Here is a 26,972-nt window from a genome sequence, read left to right on the forward strand (position 1 = left end):
TTCTTTTACATCAGCGGAGTCGCTAACTGCACAATGCTGATCAGCGGTTGCGGGTAAATACCCAGCACCAGTACCAGCAGGGCAGAAATCAGCACTACGATACCGCCCGCGCTGTACTGCCAGTTAGACGGCGCATCACGGTTCAGCTGCTGCGGTGCGCTCAGGTACAGGCTCACGGCAACGCGCAGGTAGTAGTACAAACCAATCGCGGAACCGACCACCACGGCGGCAACCAGCCACCACAGGTTAGCCTGCACACCGACGGCCAGTACATAGAACTTACCGATAAAGCCCAGCGTCATCGGGATACCTGCCAGAGACAGCATCATCACCGTCATCACTGCCGCGAGGATCGGACGATGCCAGAACAGACCACGGTAGGAGAACAGAGAGTCCGCATCCGGGCCGCGGTACGGGCTGGACATCAGACTGACCACACCGAACGCGCCGAGGCTGCTGAACAGGTAACCGGCCAGGTAAACGCCAACTGCTTCCATCGACATCTCGCCGCTCTGCAGAGCAATAAGCGCCACCAGCAGGTAGCCGAGGTGAGAGATAGAAGAGTAACCGAGCAGACGTTTAATATTGGTCTGGCTCAGCGCCATCAGGTTACCGAAGATGATGGAAGCAAAGGCAATCACGCCCAGTACGATACGTACCGCTTCGCTATCTCCTACCGGTGCGTACAGGAACAGACGCATCACCACGCCGAAGATAGCGATTTTGCTCGCCGTCGCCAGGAAAGTGGAAACCGGAGCAGGAGCGCCCTGGTATACGTCTGGCGTCCACAGGTGGAACGGAACCAGCGAGAGTTTAAAGCCGAGGCCAACAATCATCAGACCGAAGCCCGCCAGCAGCAGCGGTTCGTGCAGCATGCCGTCGCCGAGGCTCTTACCGAGCGCAACAAACGACAGATTACCAGACTGCGCGTACACCAGCGCCATACCGAACAGCAGGAAGGAAGACGCTGCGGCAGACAGAATGGTGTATTTGATACTGGCTTCCAGCGAACGTTTCTGACGGAACGCATAGCCAACCAGACCAAACAGCGGCAGAGAGATCAGCTCAATACCAAGGAACAGCGCCGCCAGATGGTTAGCGTTAGCCAGCAGAATACCGCCAAGTGCGGCAATCAGCACCAACAGGTAGAACTCTTCCCGGTTGTCATCGTAGCCTTCCAGCCACGGGTAAGCGAAGGTACAGGTGGCAAGACTCGCCAGCAGCACCAGCCCGGTGTAGAGCATGGCGAAACCGTCAACCCGCATCAGCGGGGTGACGTCCATGGCGCCCGCCTGGCCAACAAACCAGAGCGAAACCAGCGCGGCGTTAAGCCCAATGACCGACAGCGTGGCATTGAGGAAGTGATTGCGTCGCCACGCAATGGAGAGCATCACAACCACCACCGTCAAGCCGACGATCAGCAGCGGTAGCAGCGCAATCAGGTGTTGTGGAGTTATTGTCATGGCGATTTACGGCCTTGTAGTAGTAACGGAATTAACAAACCACTGCTGGATGTTGCTCATCGCAGAATGCGAGGTATCCAGAATCGGCTGCGGATAGAAGCCAAGCAGTACCAGAAGCACGACCAGCAACAGGATGATAAACAGCTCACGCAGCGACATCCCTGGCAGTTCAACACTGGCAATCTGGCTCTTCGCTTTACCGAAGTAAGCGCGATGCAGCATCGCCAGCGAGTAAACAGAGGCAAACACCAGACCAAAGGTCGAGATCACGGTAATGACCGGAACCACCTGGTAGCTGCCGAACAGAATCATAAATTCGCCAACGAAGTTACCTGTACCCGGCATACCCAGCGTACACACTGCGAAGAACATCGACAGCGCAGGCAACCATTTCATTTTGCCCCACAGGCCGCCCATCATACGCATATCACGCGTGTGCAGACGTTCGTACAGCTGGCCACACAGAATGAACAGACCGGCTGCGGACAGACCGTGCGCAATCATCTGGATAACAGCCCCCTGGTACGCCAGCTGGCTGCCGGTGTAGATAGCAATCAGTACGAAGCCCATGTGCGATACGGAGGTGTAAGCGATCAGACGTTTGATATCGTACTGATTAAAGGCCATCCACGCGCCGTAGAAGATACCGATAACGCCCAGCCACATTGCGATAGGTGCAAACTCAGCCGACGCGTTCGGGAACAGCGGCAGAGAGAAGCGCAGCAGACCGTAAGCCGCTGTTTTCAGCAAGATCCCCGCCAGGTCAACGGAACCTGCGGTCGGCGCCTGGGAGTGCGCATCCGGCAACCACCCGTGCAGCGGAACCACCGGCATTTTCACCGCGAAGGCGATGAAGAAGCCCAGCATCAACAGATATTCCACACCGTGGGACATCGGGGTATTCAGCAGCTCTTCATAGTTGAAGGTCCACACACCGGTCGCTTTATAGTGCACAAACACCAGCGCCAGGATGGCAATCAACATCACCAGACCACTCGCCTGGGTATAAATGAAGAACTTGGTCGCCGCCGTGATACGCGTTTTACCGTCAGAGGCTTTATGGCCCCACAACGCGATCAGGAAGTACATCGGCACCAGCATCATTTCCCAGAAGAAGAAGAACAGGAACATGTCGATAGCAAGGAACACGCCGATCACGCCGCCTAAGATCCACATCAGGTTCAGATGGAAGAAGCCCTGGTATTTTTCGATTTCATTCCAGGAGCAAAGTACCGCCAGAACACCGAGCAGACCGGTCAGCACTACCATCAGCAGCGACAGACCGTCGATAGCCAGATGAATAGAGATGCCAAAACGTGGGATCCACGGCAGGACAAATTCAGACTGCCACTGCGGAATGCCAGCGGATTGCGTCAGTGAATAGCCGCCCTGCAACCAGAGTTGCAGGCCAAGCGCCAGCGTCAATCCCATGGTAATCAGCGCGATCCAGCGCGGCACCTTCACGCCAAAGCGTTCGGTCTGCCAGCACAGGAAGCCACCGATAAAGGGAATTAATATCAACCAGGGTAATAACATAGCTAAGTATGTCCCTTATATTTACTCCTGCTCAGGCTATCTCACTCGTCAGCCCAAATCCCGGCAGTGCTCGCAATCTTCACGTACTTCAGTACGCTCCGGTTGCTCTGCGCTGGCGGTCTCCGGTCTGACTTCGCCGATGACGCCTGTACATCAGGAACAGATTTTCAACGAATTCTAAAAATTATTTTTGGGTTTGTAGGCCGGATAAGCGCAGCGCCATCCGGCAATCGTTCATCCAGCCAACAAACTCAACGCAGTACCATCAACAGTGCCAGCACAACGACGGCGCCGATGCTCATTGATGCAACATACCAGCGCAGATAACCGTTCTCGCTCAACAGCAGGCCTTTACCTGCAAAGCGGGAAAGGATCGCCGGAATGTTCATCATTGAGTTGAGCGGATCGCGTTTCAGCAACCAGGCAACACCCAGGAACGGCTTAACGAACACTTTGTCGTACAGCCAGTCGAAGCCCCAGGCGTTATACCACCAGGTACCCAGCAGGCGGCCCGGCGCACTGTTCGCAATCGACGTCACCAGTGTGCGTTTACCCAGCCACAGCCATGCTGCGATCAGGATGCCCGCAATCGCTACGATACCGGAGGTAATTTCCAGCGTCATGACGCGACCATGCTCAAGCTCGGTCGTCGCAGGCAGTACACCCTGCAGTGGCGGCACAATCAGCGCGCCAACGAAGGTGGACAGGATCATCAGCACAATCAGCGGCAGATGATGGGTAATCCCCTTCCCTGCGTGGGCGTGAATTTGTTCTTTACCGTGGAACACGATGAAAATCATACGGAAGGTGTACAGAGAGGTCATGAATGCACCGACCAGACCTGCAACCATAAGATTAATATGACCATTCGCCATTGCACCGGCCAGAATCTCATCCTTACTGAAGAAGCCAGCGGTAATCAGCGGCAGAGCCGACAGCGCCGCGCCACCGATCAGGAAGCAGAGATACACCAGCGGAATTGACTTACGCAGCCCGCCCATCTTGAAGATGTTCTGTTCGTGGTGGCAAGCCAGGATAACCGAGCCGGATGCCAGGAACAGTAGCGCTTTAAAGAAGGCGTGCGTCATCAGGTGGAAAATCGCCGCATCCCACGCCTGTACGCCGAGAGCCAGGAACATATAACCAATCTGGCTCATAGTGGAGTACGCAAGAACACGTTTGATGTCGGTCTGTACCAGCGCAGCAAAACCCGCCAGCACCAGAGTGATAGCACCGATAATCCCCACCAGGTGCAGGATTTCAGGCGTCATCAGGAACAGGCCGTGCGTACGTGCAATCAGGTAGACACCAGCGGTAACCATCGTCGCGGCGTGGATCAACGCGGAGACAGGCGTCGGGCCAGCCATCGCATCAGCAAGCCAGGTCTGCAACGGCAGCTGTGCAGATTTACCGACCGCACCGCCCAGCAGCATCAGGGTTGCCCACATCAGCATGTTGTTACCGTCTGCAAAGTGCGCAGGCGCCAGTTCCACCATTTCGCGGAAGTTCAGCGTGCCCAGCTCGTTGTAGAGGATGAACAACGCGAACGCCAGGAATACGTCACCAACACGGGTTACCACGAAGGCTTTCATTGCCGCAGCGCCATTCTTCGGATCGGTATAGTAGAAACCAATCAGCAGATAGGAGCACAGGCCCACGCCTTCCCAGCCGAGGTACATCAGCAGCAGGTTATCCGCCAGCACCAGAACCACCATGCTGGCGATAAACAGGTTGGTGTAGGCGAAGAAACGAGAATAGCCCTCTTCTCCGCGCATATACCAGGAGGCGAACATGTGGATCAGGAAACCAACGCCGGTCACCACGGAGAGCATGGTCAGCGACAGGCCGTCCAGCACCAGGTTAAAACCGATGTTGAAGTCGCCGACTGACATCCACGTCCACAGTGGCTGGCTGTAAGCCTGCTGGCCATTGGCAAAGAAATCAACGCCAACAAACGCAGTAACCAGCGCAGCCAGACCGATCGACCCGACACCCACGGTAGCGGACAGATTTTCTGACCAACGACCACGAGAAAACGCCAGTAATACAAAGCCAATAAATGGCAGAATAATGGTTAAGGCAAGCATGTTCATCCACGCATCTCACTTACTGAATCGATGTTCAGGTTCTGGCGACGGCGATGAAGTTGCAGCAACAGCGCAAGCCCAATGCTCGCTTCGGCAGCCGCAAGGCTGATGGCGAGAATATACATCACCTGACCATCGGTCTGGCCCCAGTAGCTTCCGGCGACCACAAAGGCCAGCGCGGAGGCGTTAATCATGATTTCCAGTCCGATCAGCATAAACAGCAGATTGCGGCGGATAACCAGACCTGTTAAGCCCAGCACGAATAAGATCGCAGCGAGGATCAGTCCATGTTGTAAGGGGATCATGCGTGCTCCTCCGTTTTTCTTTTCGCGCGGTCATCGGTGCGATTGCTCAGCACTTCACCAGAACGCTCTTCGCGCCCCACGTGGAAGGCCACAACCAGACCCGCCAGCAGCAGCATCGAAGCCAGTTCAACCGCCAGTACATACGGTCCGAACAGGGAAATACCGACTGCTTTCGCGCTAATTGGCGTGCCGTCGATGCCCTGATCGTTAACGCCCAGAATGGCGTAAACAATAACCACCAGCATAATGGCCGACAGAATCGCCGGACCAATCCACACCTGCGGTTTCAGCCACTGACGTTCCTGTTCAATTTCAGAACCACCAAGGTTGAGCATCATCACCACGAACACGAACAGCACCATGATGGCGCCCGCGTAGACGATAATTTCCAGCGCACCGGCGAAGTAAGCGCCTAACGAGAAGAACACCCCAGAAATCGCCAGCAGCGAAATAATCAGGTACAGCAACGCGTGTACCGGATTGGTGTGGGTGATCACCCGCAAGGTTGCGAGAATGGCTATCAGGCCACAGATATAAAAAGCGAACTCCATTGCCCCTCTCCTTACGGTAACAGGCTCTTGACGTCGATAGGCTTAGCTTCGTTCTCTGCTTCGCCCTTATCTTTGCCGTCGATTGCCATACCTGCCATCCGGTAGAAGTTATATTCCGGGTATTTGCCCGGACCGGAGATCAGCAGATCCTCTTTCTCGTAAACCAGGTCCTGGCGCTTGTACTCACCCAGCTCGAAATCTGGAGTCAGCTGAATAGCCGTAGTCGGACAGGCTTCTTCGCACAGGCCGCAGAAAATGCAGCGTGAGAAGTTAATGCGGAAAAACTCCGGATACCAGCGGCCGTCTTTGGTCTCTGCTTTTTGCAGAGAAATACAGCCTACCGGACACGCTACCGCACACAGGTTACAGGCAACGCAGCGCTCTTCACCGTCTGGATCACGAGTCAGAACGATACGACCACGAAAACGGGGCGGTAGATAGACCGGCTCTTCCGGATACATCTGCGTTTCGCGTTTCGCGAACGCATGCAGGCCGATCATCCAGATACTGCGTACCTGGGTGCCGAAACCTACGAACAATTCTTTTAAGGTCATGGTCTTTGTGTCCCTTATTGCGCCTGCCAGAGAATGACAGCCGCCGTTACCAGCAAGTTGACGAGCGTCAGCGGCAGACAGACTTTCCAGCCGAAGGACATTACCTGGTCATAACGAGGACGCGGTAACGACGCACGAATCAAAATGAACATCATCATGAAGAACGCGGTTTTCAGCGCGAACCAGACGAATGGCGGTAAGAACGGGCCATGCCAGCCACCGAAGAACAGGGTAACCATCAGTGCAGAAATGGTGACGATGCCGATGTATTCACCCACGAAGAACAGACCGAATTTCATACCGGAATATTCAATGTGGTAACCGTCGGCCAGTTCCTGCTCGGCTTCTGGCTGGTCAAACGGGTGACGGTGGCACACCGCCACGCCCGCGATGGCAAAGGTGACAAAACCAAAGAACTGCGGAATAACGTTCCAGATATCAGCCTGGTTGTTGACGATGTCGGTCATGTTAAATGAACCGGCCTGCGCCACCACGCCCATCAGGGAAAGCCCGAGGAACACTTCGTAACTCAGCGTCTGCGCAGACGCACGCATCGCACCGAGCAGGGAGTATTTGTTGTTACTGGACCAGCCAGCGAACAGCACCGCGTATACCGCGAGGCCCGCCATCATCAGGAAGAACAGGATCCCGATGTTCAGGTCAGCAACCACCCAGTTCGGACTCACCGGCACGATGGCGAAAGCCAGAAGTAGCGAGGTAAAGGCGATCATCGGTGCCAGGGTAAAGATGACGCGATCCGAGAATTTCGGGATCCAGTCTTCTTTAAAGAACATCTTGATCATGTCCGCAACCAGCTGGAGCGAACCGCCCCAGCCAACACGGTTCGGTCCGTAACGGTTCTGGAAAAGACCCAGCAGACGACGTTCGCCAAAGCTCATGAATGCCCCGCAGGTGACCACCACCAGCAGGATCACGACCGCTTTGAGAATGCTCAGCAGGATCTCAATCAGATCGGGTGTAATCCAACTCATTGTTGTGCCTCCTGCAGATCCTCAAGACGCGCACCTGCCAGAACCGGCGCGATGCCAGGCATACCCATCGGCAAACCAACCTGCCCTGCCGTTAATCCTTCAGCGATTTCAACCGGCAGCGTAACCGTGTTGCCATCGTAGCTGAAAGAAACGCGCGTACCGGCATTAACACCCAACTTCGCGGCATCAGCCGGGTTGAGTTTGATGTACGGCTGCGGCATGCGAGTCTGGAAGACTGGCGCACGCTGGGACATTTCGTCACTGCCAAACAGATGGTAGTACGGCGCTATACGCCACTGACCATCCTGAGCCTGGAAGCTCGCCGGAACGGTAGTGAAGTAATCCAGACCATCTGCAGAAGCTTCGATCAGACGCACGCCCGGATCGCCATGACGCAGTTTACCGCCCACTTCATCCTGGAACTTGTTCCACGCCTGTGGGGAGTTCCAGCCCGGAGCCCAGGCAAACGGAATTTGTGAACGCGGCGCAGACGGTTGGTTGTTCCCTTCCATAGAGAAGGCGAACATAGTGTCTTTGTCCTGCGGCTGGCGCGGTTCGTGTACGCTGATGTTGGCGCGCATTGCGGTACGACCGCTGTAGCGGTGCGGTTCACGCGCCAATTTCTGTCCACGGATACGGAAGCTTGCGTCCGGCGCGGCATCTTTGATACCCGCCAGTTGCGGCAGCTTCTCAACGACCGCGTCAATAACGTGGTCGAGCTGCGTCCAGTCCACTTCGCGGCTCTGCACGGTGCTGTGCAGCGAGTGCAGCCAGCGCCAGCTTTCCAGCATCACGGTGTTACTGTCGTAGTAGGACGGGTCGTAGACCTGGAAGAAACGCTGAGCGCGGCCTTCGTTGTTAATCACCGTACCATCGCTTTCGGCGAAGCTTGCGGCGGAAAGCACCAGATGAGCGTTTTCCATAATTGCCGTACGCTGATGGTCAATGACCAGTACCAGCGGTGCTTTCGCCAGCGCAGCGTTCACACGCGTTGCTGAAGCATGGCGATGCAGGTCATTCTCCAGCACCACAACGGCGTCAGCACGACCTGTTTCCAGCTCGGTCAGCGCATCGTCAAGGGAACCACCGCCAATCATACCAAGGCCCATGCTGTTAACAGAGCGAGCAATCATGGTGATGCCGACGTCTGCGCCACGGCCTTTCAGCGCCTTCGCCACGTTGGCAGCCGCCTGAATCACTTCGGCGCTACCGGCGTTGGTGCCGGAAATAATCAGTGGTTTCTTCGCCCCGGCCAGTGCCTGAACGATAACGTCAATTTTGTTTTGCAGGTCACGGTCGATACCGTCAACCGCCGGAGCGTTGTTATCCAGCGCATGAGCGATAGCGAAACCTAAACGCGCCTGATCTTCAACCGGTGCACGATAGGTCCATGCGGCGATGTCATCCAGACGGGTGTTATCGACGTTGGTAACGAACAGCGGGTGCTTAGCACGCTGGCCGATGTTAAGGATTGCTGCGATCTGCCAGTCAGCCACTTTCTGTGCCGCCGCCATTTCACGCGCTTTACCTTTCACCGCCTGACGCACTGCCAGCGCAACGCGTGCGCCGGTCTGGGTGACATCTTCGCCCAGCACCAGAACCGCATCATAAGATTCGATTTCGCGCAGTGCCGGAGTATGAATCCCGCCGTCACGCAGCACGCTCAGTGCCAGTTGCAGACGTTCCTGCTCGCCCTGGGCGATACCGGTATAGAAGTTATCCGCACCCACCAGTTCACGCAGCGCGAAGTTACTTTCAACGCTGGCGCGTGGGGAGCCGATACCAATTACTTTCTTCGACTGACGCAGAATATCTGCCGCGCCCTGCATCGCCTGCTCGGCGTTCAGCGTGATCAGGTCATCGCCACGACGCTGTACCGGCTGACGCGGGCGGTCTTTCAGGTTCACGTAACCATAGCCAAAACGACCACGGTCGCAGAGGAAGTAGTGGTTAACGGTACCGTTATAACGGTTTTCGATACGACGCAGTTCACCGTAGCGTTCGCCCGGGCTGGTGTTACAGCCGATGGAACACTGCTGACAGATGCTCGGCGCAAACTGCATGTCCCACTTACGGTTATAACGCTCGGAGTGCGTTTTATCAGTGAAGACGCCGGTCGGGCAAATTTCTACCAGGTTACCTGAGAACTCGCTTTCGAGCGTACCGTCTTCCGGGCGGCCAAAGTAGACGTTGTCATGTGCGCCATAGACGCCCAGATCCGCGCCATCGGCGTAATCTTTGTAGTAACGTACGCAGCGATAGCAGGCGATGCAGCGGTTCATTTCGTGAGAGATGAACGGCCCCAGGTCCTGGTTACGGTGAGTACGCTTCGTGAAGCGGTAGCGACGGAAGCTGTGACCGGTCATGACGGTCATATCCTGCAGGTGGCAGTTGCCGCCCTCTTCACAGACCGGACAGTCGTGCGGGTGGTTAGTCATCAACCACTCCACGACGCTTTCGCGGAACTGTTTCGCTTCTTCGTCATCAATAGAAATAAAGGTGCCTTCGGTGGCCGGTGTCATACAAGACATCACCAGGCGACCACGCGTGTCTTCCGCGTTTTGATATTGCTTCACCGCACACTGGCGGCAAGCACCGACGCTTCCCAGCGCCGGGTGCCAGCAAAAGTACGGAATATCAAGGCCGAGAGACAGACAAGCTTCCAGCAGGTTGTCCGCTCCGTTGACCTCATATTCTTTGCCGTCTACATGAATCGTAGCCATAGTCAGCATGCTTCCAGTTGGCTCGGTCGTAACCGAGCGTTAATCGAATTTCTTATCGCGACACAGGGCTAACCCTGTAATCACCAGCGCTCTTTCAGCAGGTTCGGCTGAATACCACCAATCTGATGGGTATTGCTGAAGGACTGCTTGATGCCAGCTTCGAATTCTTCGCGGAAATATTTAATGGCGCTCTGCAGCGGTTCCACTGCACCCGGTGCGTGTGCACAGAAGGTTTTACCCGGGCCGAGGAAACGACACAGTTGCTCAAGTGTCTCGATATCCCCTGGCTGGCCTTCGCCACGCTCCAGCGCGCGCAGAATTTTCACACTCCACGGCAGACCGTCACGGCACGGCGTACACCAGCCGCAGGACTCGCGGGCAAAGAACTCTTCGAGGTTACGCACCAAAGGAACCATGCCAATCTCGTGATCGACAGCCATGGCCAGCGCGGTGCCCAGACGGCTACCTGCTTTACCAATGCTTTCGAATTCCATCGGCAGATCGAGGTGTGCTTCGGTCAGGAAGTCAGTCCCTGCGCCGCCTGGCTGCCAGGCTTTGAACTTCAGTCCATCGCGCATGCCACCCGCGTAATCTTCGAGGATCTCACGCGCGGTAGTACCGAAAGGCAGTTCCCACAGGCCAGGATTCTTCACGCGACCAGAGAAGCCCATCAGCTTGGTGCCCGCGTCTTTGCTCTTCGAAATGTTCTGGTACCACTCCACGCCGTTCGCGAGGATAGCCGGTACGTTACACAGGGTTTCGACGTTGTTTACGCAGGTCGGTTTGCCCCATGCGCCAGAGCTTGCCGGGAACGGCGGCTTGGAACGTGGGTTAGCACGGCGACCTTCGAGGGAGTTGATCAGCGCGGTTTCTTCACCGCAGATATAACGCCCTGCCCCGGTGTGGACAAACAGTTCGAAGTCGAAACCGGTGCCCATGATGTTTTTGCCAAGCAGACCGGCTTCGGTCGCTTCGGCGATCGCGCGACGCAGATGCACGGCTGCTTCGATATATTCACCGCGCAGGAAGATGTAACCACGGTACGCTTTCAGCGCAAACGCGGAAATCAGCATGCCTTCCACCAGCAGGTGCGGCAGCTGTTCCATCAGCAGACGGTCTTTATAGGTGCCCGGCTCCATTTCATCGGCGTTACACAGCAGGTAACGGATGTTCATGGATTCGTCTTTCGGCATCAGGCTCCACTTCAGACCGGTGGAAAAGCCCGCGCCGCCGCGCCCTTTCAGGCCAGCGTCTTTTACCTGATTAACGATTTCGTCCGGTGACAACCCGGTCAGGGCCTTACGCGCACCTTCGTAGCCGTTCTTGCTACGGTATTCGTCCAGCCAGACCGGCTGTTTGTCATCACGCAGACGCCAGGTCAGCGGATGGGTTTCGGGAGTACGGATAATGTCTTTCATTTATACCGCTCCAGTAGTTCGGGAATGCCTTCCGGGGTCAGGTGAGCATGAGTATCCTCATCGATCATCATGTTTGGCCCTTTATCGCAGTTCCCCAGGCAACAGGTCGGCAGCAGCGTAAAGCGACCATCAAAGGTCGTCTGCCCCGGCTTGATGTTGAGTTTTTTCTCAAGCGCGGCCTGGATCCCCTGGTAGCCGTTGATATGGCACACCACGCTGTCGCAATAGCGGATCACGTGGCGACCTACCGGCTGGCGGAAGATCTGGCTATAAAACGTAGCAACACCTTCTACGTCGCTTGCCGGAATACCCAGCACATCAGCGATCGCATAGATCGCCCCATCCGGCACCCAGCCACGCTGTTTCTGAACGATTTTCAGCGCTTCAATGGACGCCGCACGCGGGTCTTCGTAGTGGTGCTTCTCGTGCTCAATCGCTTCACGCTCAGCCGCACTCAGCTCAAAAGCCTCGGTTTGTGGTTGTTGATTCTCGTGCATAATTAGCGGTCCACATCTGACATAACAAAATCGATACTACCCAGATGGACGATTAAGTCGGACACCAGGCTGCCACGTACCGCTACCGGGATCTGCTGCAGGTGCGCATAGCTCGGGGTACGGATACGGGTACGGTAACTCATGGTGCTGCCATCGCTGGTCAGGTAGTAACTGTTGATACCCTTGGTCGCTTCCACCATCTGGAAGGACTCGTTTGCCGGCATAACCGGGCCCCACGAAACCTGCAGGAAGTGGGTGATAAGGGTTTCGATATGTTGCAGCGTGCGCTCTTTCGGCGGCGGCGTCGTCAGCGGGTGATCCGCTTTGAACGGGCCTTCCGGCATGTTATTGAGGCACTGCTCAAGGATGCGCAGACTCTGGCGCAGCTCTTCAACTTTCAGCATCACGCGGGTATAGCAGTCAGAAACGCCGCCGCCAACCGGGACTTCAAAGTCAAAGTTTTCGTAACCAGAGTACGGACGCGCTTTACGCACGTCGAAATCAATACCGGTCGCGCGCAGCGCAGCACCGGTACAACCCCAGTCCAGCGCTTCTTTCTTACCGTAAGCGGCAACGCCCTGCGAACGGCCTTTCAGGATGGTGTTACGCAGTGCGGCTTTCTCGTAAGAATCCAGACGTTTTGGCATCCAGTCGAGGAAGTCACGCAGCAGCTTGTCCCAACCGCGCGGCAGATCGTGTGCCACACCGCCGATACGGAACCAGGCCGGGTGCATACGGAAACCGGTGATCGCTTCCACCACGTCATAGATTTTCTGACGGTCGGTAAAGGCGAAGAAGACCGGGGTCATCGCGCCGACGTCCTGAATGAACGTGGAGATGTACAGCAGGTGGCTGTTGATACGGAACAGTTCGGACAACATCACGCGAATCACGTTGACGCGATCCGGCGTGGTGATACCAGCCAGCTTCTCAACGGCCAGTACGTAAGGCATTTCGTTTACGCAGCCGCCGAGGTACTCAATACGGTCGGTGTACGGAATGTAGCTGTGCCAGGACTGACGTTCACCCATCTTTTCAGCGCCACGGTGGTGGTAGCCGATGTCAGGTACGCAGTCGACGATTTCTTCGCCATCAAGCTGCAGCACAATACGGAAAGCACCGTGAGAAGACGGGTGGTTAGGACCGAGGTTGAGGAACATGAAGTCCTCGTTTTCGGTACTACGCTTCATACCCCAATCTTCAGGTTTGAAGGTCAGCGCTTCCATTTCCAGATCCTGTTTGGCTTTAGTCAGCTCAAACGGATCAAATTCGGTCGCACGCGCCGGGTAGTCTTTACGCAGCGGATGACCTTCCCAGGTATGCGGCATCAGCAGACGCGTCAGGTGCGGGTGACCTTCGATATCGATGCCAAACATTTCCCAGGTTTCACGCTCATACCAGTTGGCGTTCGGGAACAGTTTGGTGAAAGTCGGTACGCGCAGATCGTTTTCAGACAAAGCCACCTTGAGCATGATATCGCGATTGCGTTCAATGGAAATCAGGTGATAGAAAACGGAAAAATCCGCGGCAGGTAACCCTTCGCGGTGCGTACGCAGACGTTCGTCCATGCCGTGTAAGTCAAACAGCATGACGTAAGGTTTCGGCAGTCTCTTTAAGAAATCGCCAACTTCCAGTAATTGTTCACGCTTGACCCAAACAACGGGTACCCCGGTGCGAGTCGCCTGAACGGTAAAGGCATCCGGCCCAAAACGGTTGCGCAGTTCGCCAATGACCGGGTCATCAAGGTGATCCCGTGTTTGCCATACGGCGTCTTGCGCGGTTAAGTCGGTCATATTGTTCACCATTGCAAATGGTCCGTGGTGGTCGGCAGTGCTTCGCGCTATTTATGTAGTGATAAGCGAAGGAAGTGCTGCTGCCGACAGGCGCAAATTAAATCTCGTCTGGTGTACGAAGATTCGTTACAGCAATACGTTCGCCGCGTTTACGCTCGCGTTCTGACTGCATATTGGCGCGATAAACGCCCTGATCGCCAACCACCCAGGAGAGCGGGCGGCGTTCTTTGCCAATGGAATCTTGCAGCAGCATCAGAGCCTGCATATACGCTTCTGGGCGCGGCGGACATCCCGGGATGTACACATCGACCGGAATAAATTTATCAACGCCCTGCACCACAGAATAGATGTCGTACATACCGCCGGAGTTGGCGCATGCGCCCATGGAAATAACCCATTTCGGTTCCAGCATCTGATCGTAGAGGCGCTGAATAACTGGTGCCATTTTGGTAAAGCAGGTTCCGGCTACGACCATCAGGTCAGCCTGACGCGGCGATGCACGCAGTACTTCCGCACCAAAACGGGCCACATCGTGCACGGCGGTAAACGAGGTCACCATCTCAACGTAGCAGCAGGAAAGGCCAAAGTTATATGGCCAAATTGAGTTTTTACGGCCCCAGTTAACCATGTCATGCAGTTTGCCCATGAACACGTTTTTGTTAACTTCTTGTTCCAGGGGGTCGGTTACGATCTCCTGTTTTTGCAGGGGGTAACGGTCGTTCTCACCGTTAGGATCTATGCGGGTGAGCGTATAATCCATCTTAATGCCTCGCGGTTAGCGTTGACGATTAGCGATACTGTTCGTTTCCGGGTTCATACGCTCGCGGCGTGAACGCGCGGGCGTCCAGTCCAGCGCGCCAATACGCACCAGATAAACCAGACCTGCCAGTAACACAAAAATAAAAATTGCAGCTTCCACAAAGCCAATCCAACCGCTTTCACGGATAGAAGTTGACCATGCGAACAGATACAGCGCTTCAACGTCGAAGATAACGAAGAACATGGCTACCAGATAAAACTTGGCAGACAGGCGCAGGCGGGCGGTGCCGACCGAGTCGATACCTGATTCAAACGGCACGTTTTTAGATCTCGCGCGTGCGCGACCCCCTAAAAACCAGCCGCCGACGAGCATCAGGCAGCACAGGCCAATGGCAACGATAAGAAAGATAGCGAATGCCCAGTGATGAGCGATGATTTCAGTGGATGTTGACATACTCATTGCTTACTCATCAAAAGTAGCGCCAAATTCTCTGCTCTTTTCGGCAGATGAACGCCACATCGATTCATGGGGAGGAATAAAAAAAACCTTACAATCACTGTGAAAAATCATTTAATACAGCTAATTGATGGGGTTTTTTACTCCTTTCTATAACCTTTTGTCAACTTTAACAAAAGTTTCCTCACATTATTTTACACTGTTCCAACTTCATTAACATAAAGTGCTCTTTAGACCCATTTCGATTGCATCATCGGTCATTTTTAATGTTGTTGAATCGTGTCCGTAGTGAAGTAAAAAAGATAATACACGTCTATTTTGACAGGAATTCACCCAGATGCCTCCCCCTAAATGGGAGTATTTTCTTGATCTGTGACACGCTTTTGTTAATTCACCATAAAAAACAGCAACAATTTCTCTAGTTTTTTAACATGGAAACATTTAGCAACTCAGCTGATTATTTTTCATCCTATTGTCAGTCTGTTTTTTTACCTGCTGATTTTGTTAAGTTTTAGTATATGAATGAACAGAAAGCAGTAATATTTGCATAAAAAAAGAGCCGCTGGATGTTTTTTCATCATCAGTGGCTCTTTTTTACACTTACATTTTAAAACGTTTTTTTGTGACGCTTTACTCAAAGTCGCCTTCAACAATCAGCGAGTCATCTCCCCCTTCAGGGGTAAACTGATTGTATTGCCAAGGATTTTGATATGTCTGCATCGACTTAAAGATAACCTGAGCTAATTCATTTTGCGTGGCCGGATCGCTGCACAGCAGATACTCGGTATCAGGCAGAGGTGGCAATCCGTCCGCCGCACCCAGTACGCGTAAATCCGGGCTCATCATTTCGACAGGACGGGCAGTAACGCCCAGCCCTGCTTTTACCGCCGCGCGGACCGCAGGCAATGTTGAAGCGACATAAGCCAAACGCCACGGGATCTGTGCGGCATTCAACGTCGCCAGCACGATATCGCGAAACGGGCTGGGATCGTCCAGCAGAACTAACGGCACCGGTTCCCCTTTTTGCAGGATATATTCGGCTGCGCAATACCAGTGCGTCGGTGAAGTTCGCAAATTCAGGCACTCAAAATCGCCAGGTCGGTTAGTGGTGACCACTAAATCCACTTCTTGCGACTTAAGCATCTCCACCATGTAGGCGTTGCGTTTCACTCTGACATCCAGTGCAAGTTTCGGATAAACCGAACTTATACGGTTAAGCAGAAAAGGGAGTATGGTATCGGCGGATTCATCAGAAGCACCGATAGTTAACACCCCCTGAAGATTGTTAAACATCAATGATGAGCATGCCTCATCATTAAATCGCAGTATTTTCCTGGCGTAACCCAACAGCTGGATACCGTGTTCGGTCAGCAGTTTGTTGCGTCCATGGCGCGCGAACAACTCTTTCCCCACAAGTTGTTCAAGACGCTGCATTTGCTGACTTACCGCAGACTGAGTTCGACATACCGCAGCTGCCGCAGCCGCAAAGGTATTCAGGTCGGCAACAGCAACAAAGGTTCTCAGCAGATCGAGGTCGAGGTTAATTATCGGACGATTTGCATTTATCATAGTTTTTCACTTACTCGCGGGTCATACCGGGTTAATGCTGTGCATTCAGAATCAAACAACTCCATTTGTAATGTGCCTCCCTTCAGTTTCGCTTAGTGTAACCAAGTGAAAATAAGGATGTATTTGGTTTAACAAACGAAACAATTCTCTTTCTGAGCTATTTTAATACCCGTGATATTCATCGGAATATAGCAACGAGAAAGAGCCGTATTTTTAGCTGCTGGATGATTCTGACTAATGGGAAACATGTAAATTTTGTAAATTTAAAAAATAGTTAACGAACAATAATTTACACATTAAAAACTAACTTTTCAGGATGTTAGGAACAACCAACAAACATTTGAATTATCGTAAAATTCGTACTACACACCATTTCATAGGAGTTATCTTAACCTAAAACCACTATATTTATAAGTGTTATCGCGAATAATTCCGGGCAAATTGGTGTTATGTCAGCGAAACGGTTTTCGTATTATTGGCCCACTCAATTTGATGTCGTTTAAATAATAAATAATAATTAATTAAGAATCTCTCAATTCATTAATTATGCTTAACAATGGATTCACACCGCATCACGGAGGGATCAGACCGATAACAGATTTCGCAGGCAAAACCTCAGTATTTTCGAATTACGCCATTCAGCTGAGATCTCGGCTACCTTTTTCTTTACAGGTCTAACTTTTTTTGACCAGACAAATCACCACACCCACACTAACAAAGCAAAATATAAACCACAAAAAAACACAAAAATCCAGATTATTACTCTACAAAAATCACATTATTTAGTTATTAACAGTGAATTATAATCCTCCTGCTTTCCAAAATCTTCTACTAAAGACCCTTCAAAACTCACCGTCGTGGGAGTACATTGTGCTGGGCTGACTTCCACGGCAGGGAGTGGCATTCACAGCTAAAAAGGTCAACGTTCATGTCCCCCATTGAAAAATCCAGCAAATTAGAAAACGTCTGTTATGACATTCGCGGCCCGGTTCTGAAGGAAGCAAAGCGCCTGGAAGAAGAAGGCAACAAAGTTCTGAAACTGAACATCGGCAACCCTGCGCCTTTCGGGTTTGAAGCGCCAGATGAAATTTTGGTGGATGTGATCCGCAATTTGCCAACTGCGCAAGGATATTGCGATTCCAAAGGCCTTTATTCAGCCCGCAAAGCAATCATGCAGCATTACCAGGCCCGTGGGATGCGCGACGTAACCGTGGAAGATATCTATATCGGTAACGGCGTATCTGAATTGATTGTGCAGGCCATGCAGGCATTGCTAAACAGTGGGGACGAAATGCTGGTTCCTGCACCTGATTATCCACTGTGGACGGCGGCGGTTTCGCTCTCTGGTGGTAATGCCGTGCACTACCTGTGTGACGAATCGTCAGACTGGTTCCCGGACCTGGATGATATCCGCGCCAAAATTACGCCGCGTACCCGTGGGATCGTCATCATCAACCCAAACAACCCTACTGGCGCGGTGTATTCTAAAGAGCTGCTGATGGAGATTGTTGAGATTGCCCGCCAAAACAATCTCATCATCTTTGCGGACGAGATTTACGACAAAATTCTTTACGATGACGCCGAGCACCACTCGATTGCGGCAATGGCCCCTGACCTGCTGACTATTACCTTTAACGGCCTGTCAAAAACCTATCGTGTTGCCGGTTTCCGCCAGGGCTGGATGGTACTGAACGGACCGAAGAAACATGCCAAAGGGTATATCGAAGGCCTTGAGATGCTGGCTTCTATGCGCCTGTGTGCCAACGTTCCGGCACAACATGCCATTCAGACCGCACTGGGTGGATATCAGAGCATCAGCGAATTCATCATGCCAGGCGGGCGTCTGTATGAGCAACGTAACCGCGCCTGGGAACTGCTTAATGACATCCCCGGCGTCTCTTGCGTAAAACCGCGCGGTGCGCTGTATATGTTCCCGAAAATTGATGCTAAACGCTTTAATATTCATGACGACCAGAAGATGGTACTCGACTTCCTGTTGCAGGAAAAAGTACTGCTGGTCCAGGGTACGGCATTCAACTGGCCGTGGCCGGATCATTTCCGCATCGTCACGCTACCGCGTATTGACGATATCGAAATGTCGCTGAGTAAATTTGAGCGTTTCCTGTCAGGGTATCGCCAGCTGTAACCACGCAAAGTGCTGCCGGGTTTGCATCCGGTAGCACTCTCTGCGCAAAATACCGTTACTGAAGTCACTGAGTAAGGGTCGTTATGAAGCAGAGCCACTTTTTTGCCCACCTCTCCCGTCTGAAACTCATTAACCGCTGGCCGCTGATGCGCAACGTGCGCACCGAAAACGTGTCCGAACACAGTCTGCAGGTTGCCATGGTTGCCCATGCGCTGGCCGCAATTAAAAACCGTAAATTTGGTGGTCAGGTTAATGCTGAGCGTATTGCCCTGCTGGCGATGTATCACGATGCGTCAGAGGTGTTAACCGGCGATCTCCCTACCCCAGTGAAATATTTCAACTCGCAGATTGCCCAAGAATATAAAGCGATAGAGAAAATTGCCCAACAAAAACTGGTCGATATGGTTCCCGATGAGCTGCGCGATATTTTTGCGCCGCTCATTGATGAACATGCCTTAAGTGAAGAAGAGAGGTCGATTGTTAAACAGGCCGATGCCCTGTGCGCATATCTGAAGTGCCTGGAAGAACTCTCCGCCGGTAACAACGAATTTCTGCTGGCGAAAACACGTCTGGAAAAAACGCTGGAGTCACGACGCAGCGAAGAGATGGACTACTTTATGGACGTGTTCGTCCCGAGTTTTCACCTTTCATTAGATGAAATCAGTCAGGATTCTCCATTGTAAGTTTGCGACGACGTTACCTTTGTAGGCCGGATGAGGCGTTAGCCGCCATCCGGCACATAAAAATCAAAACGGAAACAGCATCGGGATCATCACCACGCACACCACCATTACAATGATGGTAAACGGCACGCCAATTTTAACGAAATCGCTAAAGCTGTAGTTACCCGGCCCGAGTACCAGTGTGTTTACCGGTGAAGAAACTGGCGTCATAAAGGCTGCTGAAGCCGCCATCGCAATCACCATCGCAAAAGGATACGGCGAAACGCCCATCGACTTTGCTGCCGCCAGCGCAATCGGCGCCATCAGTACCGCCGTCGCAGTGTTAGAGATAAATAACCCAATGGTCGCGCACAGCACGAACAGGCAGCCCAGCATCATATACGGGCCGTACCCTCCACCAACGTCCATTAGCCCTTTAACCACCAGATCAACACCGCCCGTTTTCTGTAATGCCAGCGCAAAGGGCATCATTCCGACAATCAAAATAATACTTGGCCAGTGAATGGCTTTATAGGCGCTTTCGGCATCGATGCAGCGGAATTTTCCCATCAGCAAACAGGCGATAATCGCGGCAACCGTATTAGGGATTTCATCGGTGAGCATTAACGCGACCATCAGCACCAGACAGAAAATCGCATGCGGCGCCTGGCTGTGCGCCGGGGAAGCTTCACTGACTTCCACGGGCATATTCAGTACCACGAAATCGCGCCCTTTTTGCCCCAACAAAGTGATGAGTTTCCAGTTACCCACTACCAGAATGATATCGCCCATCAGCAGTGGTTCATCCACCACCGCTCCGGCCAGTGCCGTACCATCACGCTTCAGTCCGACGACATTCAGGCCATAACGCGTACGAAAAGCGATTTCCCGTACCGTTTTGCCGATCAATTCCGATTCAGGGATTAATGAAATCTCGGCCATACCCACGTCAAGCGCCTGCTCGGAGAAGTATTCACCGCGCAGCACCATCGGCTCCAACAGTTGCTCGCTGCAAAATTCACGCAGGTCGACGTCGGCCGCTGACATATCAATCAGCAACACGTCACGGGCACGGAACTCAGAAACCCCGTTAACATCGACAATCACGCGGCGAAAACGCCGCCAGCGTTCAACACCAATCACGTTTGCCCCGTAGCGCTCACGCAATTTCAGGTCATCCAGACGTTGGCCAATCATGGGAGAACCCGGGCGAATCGCCAGGCGACGGGCACGCCCTGTCAGGCGATATTCTTTGATCAGATCGCGAAAGGTCCGGCGCTTCCAGCCGTCTCCCGGCTGCCCGGAGTCTTCACCTTTCAGCATAAAACGCATCACCAGCATATAAATTATGCCGAGTACCAACACCACCAGTCCCAGTGGGGTTACGCTAAAAAAGCTAAAACCGTTAAGTCCTTCACGTAACAATTCACTGTTGACGACCAGGTTCGGCGGCGTTGCCACCAGCGTCATCATGCCGCTTATCAATCCGGCAAAGCTCAACGGCATCATCAGCCGTGAGGGGGAGATTTGCATGCGCATAGAAACACTTAAGACAACCGGAATAAAGATGGCGACCACACCGGTCGAACTCATGAAGGCACCGAGTCCGGCTACGGTTATCATCAGCAACACCAGCATTTTGACTTCACTGCTGCCAGCGACCTTCACCAGCCAGGCACCCATTACCGTCGCCACGCCGGTACGCACCAGGCCGTCGCCGATAATGAATAAAGCCGCTATCAAAATAACGTTAGGATCGCTGAACCCGGAAAAAGCCTCTGTGATGCTCAATGTTCCACTCAGAACAAAGGCAATAATGACCAGCAAAGCGACCGCGTCCATACGCACTCTGCCAGTTGCAAACAAGACGACGGCAATCGCCAGCAATGAGAGAACCCATATCAATTCACCGTTCACAACATATCCTTGTTAAATGAGAGGGATGGACTGATTCTGCCATAAAAAAGCCCCAACAATCTGGGGCTAAATCATGATCAGGTATTTCTTATAACGACCACATTTCCGTTGGGTTGTTTGGTCACAGAAATATGTTCCAGACTGGTCAGCGAAAAATCAACTTCGTCCAGACGCGGCGTATCCGCTGGCGCGTTAACCGCGATGACATGACACCCAGCAGCCAGTCCTGAGAGCACCCCGGCGGGGGCATCTTCCACCACTGCACATTCCTGCGGTGCCAGGCCCAGAAGCTGAGCGCCTAACAGATACGCGTCTGGCTCCGGTTTCCCTCTTTTTACCCGCTCGGCGGTGACAAACACTTCAGGAGCAGGAAGCCCGGCAACACGATGGCGCGCCCGTGCGACCGGCATAGAGCCGGAGGTCACAATCGCCCATGGAATACCCGCTTTATTGAGATGGTTGAGTAAATCAACTGCCCCCGGCAGCGCGGTGATCCCGGCGGTTTCCGTCGCTTCGATCTGTTCCAGACGGGTAAATTCCGCGGCGATCTCTGCCTCAGACTTGCCCACCATAAAGTGTCGCAGGGAGGTAATGGCCTGCTTACCATGAATAAAGCCAAGTACCTCGGCGTGATCGAGGCCGAAGCGATCGGCCCAGTTGCACCACGCACGCTCTACTGCGGGTAAGGAATCGACCAGCGTTCCATCCAGATCAAACAGAAAACCTTTGCACTGCACGCTCGCCCCCTCAGGCATTAATGATTTGGTTAATTTCATTCGCGCTCAGGTGATACTGACGCGGGCAAGAGTGCCAAACATTCAGCATACGCTGATATTTTTCCCACATTGGGGTCTGGGCGTTGAAGCCATGCGTACCCGCATCAAAGTGGGTGTAACGACCTTCCACATTGACCATAAAACGAACGTACCCGAGGAAACGGGCTTCCGTTGCGGCGTCAAAACCGAGGAAGGTCACGCGACGCTCATCAATAGCCTGCGCATCCTTAAGATTAGTCCAGGACACATGTAATGCGTGATACATCTCCATAATATCGATAATCGTACGACAGGTTTCTTCCGTCAGTTCACCAAACTCACGATCCAGCTCACGCATCTGCAAGCCGTAACCGCGTTCAATAATCGTCTGCAAACGACGATAACGCTCGGCGTTAGTTGGATCGAGCATAGTCATCATTTTGTACTGATTCGACAAAATCAGACGTTGAGCGTTGGTCATTTCCATTTGGGACTCCTGTATCACTACTACTGCGATGAAAAAAAAGAAGGCATCTTGTGCCTTCTTTTATATGCGTAATCAGGGGTCAATTACAAATCATCAAGGAAAGTTTTATCCAGTTGTTTGAAGGCGCGCTTAAGCGTGTCAGCCAGCGCCTGGTAATCCGGCTTTCCTTCTACCGGAGAGAGTGCCTGCCCAGCTTCTTGCAATTTACCCCGAACTTCGTAGAACCAATTGAGAATTGAAGGCGGCAGCGGCGTTACAGAACGTTTTCCCAGCCACCACATCCCCTGCATCGGCAGGCTAAGCGCAAACAGCGCAGTCGCCACGGCCGGGCCCAACTGCCCCCCTAACGCAATTTGCCAACATAAGGTGAAGACGGCGATAGGCGGCATAAAACGAATCGCGTAACGCGTCATGCGGATCACGCGGTTCTCAACAAACACGGGCGCAAGGCGCTTTTCCATTGGCCACGTCTTTGCATAGTGCTGCCCCCGGCGAAACAAGCTAAAAAAATTGACGGAGCGATTATCCGGTGTCGACATGGCGGTTACCTCAACTTCACATATAAAAATTAAAAAATTTGTGCAAAACAACAACTACAAGGGACATCGTTCAAAACATTTTGTCTTTGATACCCACATTCAGGTATCCTGTGCCGGCCTGTAAGGCCTGTAGTCCAAAATCATTGAGTCGTCAAATTGGCATACATTATGCCATTGCCTGAAAAATACGCAAAATGACATAGACTCAAAGGTATTTATTCCATCGTGCCCAAAAAGACTATGGCGCATGATGTTAATCATAAACGTCGGTGTCATCATGCGCTACGCTCTATGACTCCCTGACGTTTTTTTAGCCACGTATCATAAATAGGTACTTCCATGTCGAGTAAGTTAGTACTGGTTCTGAACTGCGGTAGCTCCTCACTGAAATTTGCCATCATCGATGCAGTAAACGGTGAAGAATACCTCTCTGGTTTAGCCGAATGTTTCCATCTCCCAGAAGCACGTATCAAGTGGAAAATGGACGGCGGTAAACAAGAAGCGGCTTTAGGTGCAGGCGCCGCTCACAGTGAAGCGCTGAACTTTATCGTTAACACTATTCTGGCACAAAAACCAGAATTGTCTGCGCAATTGACCGCTATTGGTCACCGTATCGTACACGGCGGCGAGAAGTACACCAGCTCCGTGGTTATCGATGATTCCGTTATTCAGGGCATCAAAGATTCTGCCTCTTTCGCACCACTGCATAACCCGGCTCACCTGATCGGTATCGCAGAAGCGCTGAAATCCTTCCCTAATCTGAAAGACAAAAACGTGGCTGTATTCGACACCGCGTTCCATCAGACTATGCCGGAAGAGTCTTACCTCTATGCTCTGCCGTACAGCCTGTACAAAGAACACGGCGTTCGTCGTTACGGCGCGCACGGTACCAGCCACTTCTTCGTCACTCAGGAAGCGGCAAAAGTGCTGAACAAACCGGTTGAAGAGCTGAACATCATCACTTGCCACCTGGGCAATGGCGGTTCTGTATCTGCTATCCGTAACGGTAAATGTGTTGATACCTCCATGGGTCTGACCCCGCTGGAAGGTCTGGTGATGGGTACGCGTTCCGGTGACATCGACCCGGCGATCATCTTCCACCTGCACGATACCCTGGGCATGAGCGTTGACCAGATCAACAAAATGCTGACCAAAGAGTCCGGCCTGCTGGGTCTGACCGAAGTCACCAGCGACTGCCGTTATGTTGAAGATAACTACGCTACTAAAGAAGACGCTAAACGTGCAATGGACGTTTACTGCCACCGTCTGGCGAAATACATCGGTTCTTACACTGCGCTGATGGATGGTCGTCTGGATGCAGTTGTCTTCACCGGTGGTATCGGTGAAAACGCAGCGATGGTTCGTGAACTGTCTCTGGGCAAACTGGGCGTTCTGGGCTTTGAAGTTGACCACGAACGTAACCTGGCCGCACGTTTCGGCAAATCTGGTTTCATCAACAAAGAAGGTACCCGTCCTGCGCTGGTTATCCCAACCAACGAAGAACTGGTTATCGCGCAAGACGCGAGCCGCCTGACTGCCTGATTTCACACCGCCAGCCTAGCTGGCGGTGCTGTTTTGTAACCCGTCTAAATTGGCGGTAACGAAAGAGGATAAACCGTGTCCCGTATTATTATGCTGATCCCTACCGGAACCAGCGTCGGCCTGACCAGCGTCAGCCTTGGCGTGATCCGCGCAATGGAACGCAAAGGCGTTCGTCTGAGCGTCTTTAAGCCGATCGCTCAACCGCGTGCCGGTGGCGATGCGCCAGACCAGACTACCAGCATCGTCCGTGCTAACTCTTCTCTGCCAGCCGCTGAGCCGCTGAAGATGAGCCACGTTGAGTCTCTGCTGTCCAGCAATCAGAAAGATGTGCTGATGGAAGAGATCATCGCGAACTACCACGCGAACACCAAAGACGCTGAAGTTGTACTGGTTGAAGGCCTGGTCCCAACCCGTAAACATCAGTTCGCGCAGTCTCTGAACTACGAAATCGCGAAAACGCTAAACGCGGAAATCGTCTTCGTTATGTCTCAGGGTACCGACACCCCGGAACAGCTGAACGAGCGTATTGAACTGACTCGCAGCAGCTTCGGCGGCGCGAAAAACACCAACATCACCGGCGTAATCGTTAACAAACTGAACGCACCGGTTGATGAGCAGGGCCGTACTCGCCCGGATCTGTCCGAGATTTTCGACGACTCTTCCAAAGCGAAAGTGATCAAAGTTGATCCGGCTAAACTGCAAGAATCCAGTCCGCTGCCGGTTCTGGGCGCGGTGCCATGGAGCTTCGATCTGATCGCTACTCGTGCAATCGATATGGCGCGTCACCTGAACGCCACCATCGTTAACGAAGGCGATATCAACACCCGTCGCGTGAAGTCTGTGACGTTCTGCGCACGCAGCATTCCACATATGCTGGAACACTTCCGCGCAGGCTCCCTGCTGGTAACTTCCGCAGATCGTCCTGACGTGCTGGTTGCAGCATGCCTGGCGGCCATGAACGGCGTGGAAATCGGTGCCCTGCTGCTGACTGGCGGCTACGAAATGGACGCGCGCATCACTAAACTGTGCGAACGTGCATTTGAAACCGGCCTGCCGGTATTCATGGTAAACACCAACACCTGGCAGACCTCTCTGAGCCTGCAGAGCTTCAACCTGGAAGTTCCGGTTGACGATCACGAGCGCATTGAGAAAGTTCAGGAATACGTTGCTAACTACATCAACGCTGACTGGATTGAATCCCTGACTGCAACCTCTGAGCGTAGCCGTCGTCTGTCTCCGCCAGCGTTCCGTTATCAGTTGACCGAGCTGGCGCGCAAAGCGGGCAAACGCGTTGTTCTGCCGGAAGGCGACGAACCGCGTACCGTTAAAGCGGCAGCCATCTGTGCTGAACGTGGTATCGCAACCTGCGTACTGCTGGGTAACCCGGATGAGATCACCCGCGTTGCAGCCTCTCAGGGCGTTGAACTGGGCGCTGGCGTAGAAATCGTTGATCCAGATGTGGTTCGCGAAAGCTACGTTGCTCGCCTGGTCGAACTGCGTAAAAACAAAGGTATGACCGAAACCGTTGCCCGCGAACAGCTGGAAGACAACGTGGTTCTCGGTACCCTGATGCTGGAACAGGACGATGTTGACGGTCTGGTTTCTGGTGCAGTACACACCACCGCAAACACCATCCGTCCGCCGCTGCAGCTGATCAAAACTGCACCGGGTAGCTCTCTGGTGTCTTCCGTGTTCTTCATGCTGCTGCCGGATCAGGTTTACGTTTACGGCGACTGCGCGATCAACCCGGATCCGACTGCAGAGCAGCTGGCAGAAATCGCGATTCAGTCCGCTGATTCCGCAATTGCCTTCGGTATCGAACCGCGCGTAGCGATGCTCTCCTACTCCACCGGTACTTCTGGTGCAGGTAGTGACGTAGAGAAAGTTCGCGAAGCAACCCGTCTGGCACAGGAAAAACGTCCTGACCTGATGATCGACGGTCCGCTGCAGTACGACGCCGCCGTTATGGCTGACGTAGCGAAATCCAAAGCGCCGAACTCTCCGGTTGCAGGTCGCGCTACCGTGTTCATCTTCCCGGATCTGAACACCGGTAACACCACTTACAAAGCGGTACAGCGTTCTGCCGACCTGATCTCCATCGGGCCAATGCTGCAGGGTATGCGCAAGCCGGTGAACGACCTGTCTCGTGGCGCGCTGGTAGACGATATCGTCTACACCATCGCACTGACCGCGATCCAGTCTTCCCAGCAGCAGTAATCT

Annotated in this window: 22 protein-coding genes; 4 read left to right on the plus strand and 18 right to left on the minus strand. The window is 53.2% G+C overall.

What is annotated here, in order from left to right; translation table 11 throughout:
- Positions 1–5 precede the first annotated feature (5 nt).
- The 14 genes from nuoN to lrhA all read right to left on the minus strand — a co-directional run bounded on the left by nuoN (position 6) and on the right by lrhA (position 16,704).
- Positions 6–1,463: an NADH-quinone oxidoreductase subunit NuoN gene (gene nuoN / locus OGX97_RS21765; protein ID WP_003027689.1), complete on the minus strand. Its 1,458-nt coding sequence runs from the start codon at positions 1,461–1,463 to the stop codon at positions 6–8.
- A 6-nt stretch (positions 1,464–1,469) separates the two neighbouring features.
- Positions 1,470–2,999: an NADH-quinone oxidoreductase subunit M gene (nuoM, locus tag OGX97_RS21770; protein WP_003027692.1), complete on the minus strand. Its 1,530-nt coding sequence runs from the start codon at positions 2,997–2,999 to the stop codon at positions 1,470–1,472.
- Positions 3,000–3,250: 251 nt separating this feature from the next.
- Positions 3,251–5,092, minus strand: coding sequence for an NADH-quinone oxidoreductase subunit L (gene nuoL / locus OGX97_RS21775; RefSeq protein ID WP_003834744.1), 1,842 nt, complete (start codon positions 5,090–5,092; stop codon positions 3,251–3,253).
- Positions 5,089–5,391: an NADH-quinone oxidoreductase subunit NuoK gene (gene nuoK, locus OGX97_RS21780; RefSeq protein WP_000612644.1), complete on the minus strand. Its 303-nt coding sequence runs from the start codon at positions 5,389–5,391 to the stop codon at positions 5,089–5,091. The genes nuoL and nuoK overlap by 4 nt, the downstream gene beginning before the upstream one ends.
- Positions 5,388–5,942 carry an NADH-quinone oxidoreductase subunit J gene (nuoJ, locus tag OGX97_RS21785; RefSeq protein WP_003028059.1) on the minus strand — a complete coding sequence of 185 codons (555 nt, stop codon included), beginning with the start codon at positions 5,940–5,942 and terminating at the stop codon, positions 5,388–5,390. Before nuoJ ends, nuoK begins: the two co-directional genes overlap by 4 nt.
- 11 nt (positions 5,943–5,953) lie before the next feature.
- Positions 5,954–6,496 (minus strand): NADH-quinone oxidoreductase subunit NuoI, encoded by a 543-nt coding sequence (gene nuoI / locus OGX97_RS21790; protein WP_003028062.1) that lies wholly within the window; start codon positions 6,494–6,496, stop codon positions 5,954–5,956.
- Positions 6,497–6,510: 14 nt separating this feature from the next.
- Positions 6,511–7,488 (minus strand): NADH-quinone oxidoreductase subunit NuoH, encoded by a 978-nt coding sequence (gene nuoH / locus OGX97_RS21795; protein WP_003028063.1) that lies wholly within the window; start codon positions 7,486–7,488, stop codon positions 6,511–6,513.
- Positions 7,485–10,211, minus strand: coding sequence for an NADH-quinone oxidoreductase subunit NuoG (gene nuoG / locus OGX97_RS21800; RefSeq protein WP_128612040.1), 2,727 nt, complete (start codon positions 10,209–10,211; stop codon positions 7,485–7,487). The genes nuoH and nuoG overlap by 4 nt, the downstream gene beginning before the upstream one ends.
- An 80-nt stretch (positions 10,212–10,291) precedes the next feature.
- Entirely contained in the window at positions 10,292–11,629 is a 1,338-nt protein-coding gene (gene nuoF / locus OGX97_RS21805) for an NADH-quinone oxidoreductase subunit NuoF (RefSeq protein WP_003834753.1), read from the minus strand.
- A complete protein-coding gene (gene nuoE, locus OGX97_RS21810; protein WP_003028069.1) occupies positions 11,626–12,126 on the minus strand; it encodes an NADH-quinone oxidoreductase subunit NuoE in 501 nt (166 codons plus the stop codon). The genes nuoF and nuoE overlap by 4 nt, the downstream gene beginning before the upstream one ends.
- 2 nt (positions 12,127–12,128) lie before the next feature.
- Complete coding sequence (nuoC, locus tag OGX97_RS21815) at positions 12,129–13,931, minus strand: NADH-quinone oxidoreductase subunit C/D (protein WP_003834757.1); 1,803 nt, start codon at positions 13,929–13,931, stop codon at positions 12,129–12,131.
- Positions 13,932–14,016: 85 nt separating this feature from the next.
- Complete coding sequence (gene nuoB / locus OGX97_RS21820) at positions 14,017–14,679, minus strand: NADH-quinone oxidoreductase subunit NuoB (RefSeq protein ID WP_003028075.1); 663 nt, start codon at positions 14,677–14,679, stop codon at positions 14,017–14,019.
- Positions 14,680–14,694: 15 nt separating this feature from the next.
- Positions 14,695–15,138: an NADH-quinone oxidoreductase subunit NuoA gene (gene nuoA, locus OGX97_RS21825; RefSeq protein ID WP_003028077.1), complete on the minus strand. Its 444-nt coding sequence runs from the start codon at positions 15,136–15,138 to the stop codon at positions 14,695–14,697.
- A 627-nt stretch (positions 15,139–15,765) separates the two neighbouring features.
- Positions 15,766–16,704, minus strand: a complete 939-nt coding sequence (lrhA, locus tag OGX97_RS21830) for a transcriptional regulator LrhA (RefSeq protein WP_003834760.1) — start codon at positions 16,702–16,704, stop codon at positions 15,766–15,768.
- Positions 16,705–17,632: 928 nt separating this feature from the next.
- Between lrhA and alaA the strand changes: the two genes are divergently transcribed.
- Positions 17,633–18,850 carry an alanine transaminase AlaA gene (gene alaA, locus OGX97_RS21835; RefSeq protein WP_003028082.1) on the plus strand — a complete coding sequence of 406 codons (1,218 nt, stop codon included), beginning with the start codon at positions 17,633–17,635 and terminating at the stop codon, positions 18,848–18,850.
- 83 nt (positions 18,851–18,933) lie between these two features.
- Positions 18,934–19,533: a 5'-deoxynucleotidase gene (yfbR, locus tag OGX97_RS21840; RefSeq protein WP_003028083.1), complete on the plus strand. Its 600-nt coding sequence runs from the start codon at positions 18,934–18,936 to the stop codon at positions 19,531–19,533.
- Between the two features lie 63 nt (positions 19,534–19,596).
- Here yfbR and OGX97_RS21845 read toward each other — a convergent pair whose 3' ends face one another.
- The 4 genes from OGX97_RS21845 to yfbV form a co-directional block, all read right to left on the minus strand.
- Positions 19,597–21,429 carry an SLC13 family permease gene (locus tag OGX97_RS21845; protein WP_032944084.1) on the minus strand — a complete coding sequence of 611 codons (1,833 nt, stop codon included), beginning with the start codon at positions 21,427–21,429 and terminating at the stop codon, positions 19,597–19,599.
- A gap of 77 nt (positions 21,430–21,506) precedes the next feature.
- Entirely contained in the window at positions 21,507–22,184 is a 678-nt protein-coding gene (locus OGX97_RS21850; RefSeq protein WP_008785348.1) for a sugar phosphatase, read from the minus strand.
- Positions 22,177–22,671, minus strand: a complete 495-nt coding sequence (locus tag OGX97_RS21855) for a YfbU family protein (protein ID WP_003028086.1) — start codon at positions 22,669–22,671, stop codon at positions 22,177–22,179. The genes OGX97_RS21850 and OGX97_RS21855 overlap by 8 nt, the downstream gene beginning before the upstream one ends.
- Before the next feature lie 83 nt (positions 22,672–22,754).
- Positions 22,755–23,210 (minus strand): terminus macrodomain insulation protein YfbV, encoded by a 456-nt coding sequence (gene yfbV, locus OGX97_RS21860; protein WP_003028087.1) that lies wholly within the window; start codon positions 23,208–23,210, stop codon positions 22,755–22,757.
- A gap of 339 nt (positions 23,211–23,549) precedes the next feature.
- Here yfbV and ackA point away from each other — a divergent pair, with 339 nt between their 5' ends.
- Positions 23,550–24,752, plus strand: a complete 1,203-nt coding sequence (gene ackA, locus OGX97_RS21865) for an acetate kinase (protein WP_003834770.1) — start codon at positions 23,550–23,552, stop codon at positions 24,750–24,752.
- Between the two features lie 75 nt (positions 24,753–24,827).
- Entirely contained in the window at positions 24,828–26,969 is a 2,142-nt protein-coding gene (pta, locus tag OGX97_RS21870) for a phosphate acetyltransferase (protein ID WP_003834771.1), read from the plus strand.
- The last annotated feature ends 3 nt before the right edge of the window (positions 26,970–26,972 follow it).

This window comes from Citrobacter sp. Cpo061 (assembly GCF_030332845.1).
Lineage (GTDB): Bacteria > Pseudomonadota > Gammaproteobacteria > Enterobacterales > Enterobacteriaceae > Citrobacter > Citrobacter portucalensis.

What these genes read in the sequence shown, in the direction of transcription:
- nuoN (WP_003027689.1), bottom strand. Translation starts at nt 1,463, where the DNA reads ATGACAATAACTCCACAACACCTGATTGCGCTGCTACCGCTGCTGATC.
- nuoM (WP_003027692.1), bottom strand. Translation starts at nt 2,999, where the DNA reads ATGTTATTACCCTGGTTGATATTAATTCCCTTTATCGGTGGCTTCCTG.
- nuoL (WP_003834744.1), bottom strand. Translation starts at nt 5,092, where the DNA reads ATGAACATGCTTGCCTTAACCATTATTCTGCCATTTATTGGCTTTGTA.
- nuoK (WP_000612644.1), bottom strand. Translation starts at nt 5,391, where the DNA reads ATGATCCCCTTACAACATGGACTGATCCTCGCTGCGATCTTATTCGTG.
- nuoJ (WP_003028059.1), bottom strand. Translation starts at nt 5,942, where the DNA reads ATGGAGTTCGCTTTTTATATCTGTGGCCTGATAGCCATTCTCGCAACC.
- nuoI (WP_003028062.1), bottom strand. Translation starts at nt 6,496, where the DNA reads ATGACCTTAAAAGAATTGTTCGTAGGTTTCGGCACCCAGGTACGCAGT.
- nuoH (WP_003028063.1), bottom strand. Translation starts at nt 7,488, where the DNA reads ATGAGTTGGATTACACCCGATCTGATTGAGATCCTGCTGAGCATTCTC.
- nuoG (WP_128612040.1), bottom strand. Translation starts at nt 10,211, where the DNA reads ATGGCTACGATTCATGTAGACGGCAAAGAATATGAGGTCAACGGAGCG.
- nuoF (WP_003834753.1), bottom strand. Translation starts at nt 11,629, where the DNA reads ATGAAAGACATTATCCGTACTCCCGAAACCCATCCGCTGACCTGGCGT.
- nuoE (WP_003028069.1), bottom strand. Translation starts at nt 12,126, where the DNA reads ATGCACGAGAATCAACAACCACAAACCGAGGCTTTTGAGCTGAGTGCG.
- nuoC (WP_003834757.1), bottom strand. Translation starts at nt 13,931, where the DNA reads ATGGTGAACAATATGACCGACTTAACCGCGCAAGACGCCGTATGGCAA.
- nuoB (WP_003028075.1), bottom strand. Translation starts at nt 14,679, where the DNA reads ATGGATTATACGCTCACCCGCATAGATCCTAACGGTGAGAACGACCGT.
- nuoA (WP_003028077.1), bottom strand. Translation starts at nt 15,138, where the DNA reads ATGAGTATGTCAACATCCACTGAAATCATCGCTCATCACTGGGCATTC.
- lrhA (WP_003834760.1), bottom strand. Translation starts at nt 16,704, where the DNA reads ATGATAAATGCAAATCGTCCGATAATTAACCTCGACCTCGATCTGCTG.
- alaA (WP_003028082.1), top strand. Translation starts at nt 17,633, where the DNA reads ATGTCCCCCATTGAAAAATCCAGCAAATTAGAAAACGTCTGTTATGAC.
- yfbR (WP_003028083.1), top strand. Translation starts at nt 18,934, where the DNA reads ATGAAGCAGAGCCACTTTTTTGCCCACCTCTCCCGTCTGAAACTCATT.
- OGX97_RS21850 (WP_008785348.1), bottom strand. Translation starts at nt 22,184, where the DNA reads ATGCCTGAGGGGGCGAGCGTGCAGTGCAAAGGTTTTCTGTTTGATCTG.
- OGX97_RS21855 (WP_003028086.1), bottom strand. Translation starts at nt 22,671, where the DNA reads ATGGAAATGACCAACGCTCAACGTCTGATTTTGTCGAATCAGTACAAA.
- yfbV (WP_003028087.1), bottom strand. Translation starts at nt 23,210, where the DNA reads ATGTCGACACCGGATAATCGCTCCGTCAATTTTTTTAGCTTGTTTCGC.
- ackA (WP_003834770.1), top strand. Translation starts at nt 23,550, where the DNA reads ATGTCGAGTAAGTTAGTACTGGTTCTGAACTGCGGTAGCTCCTCACTG.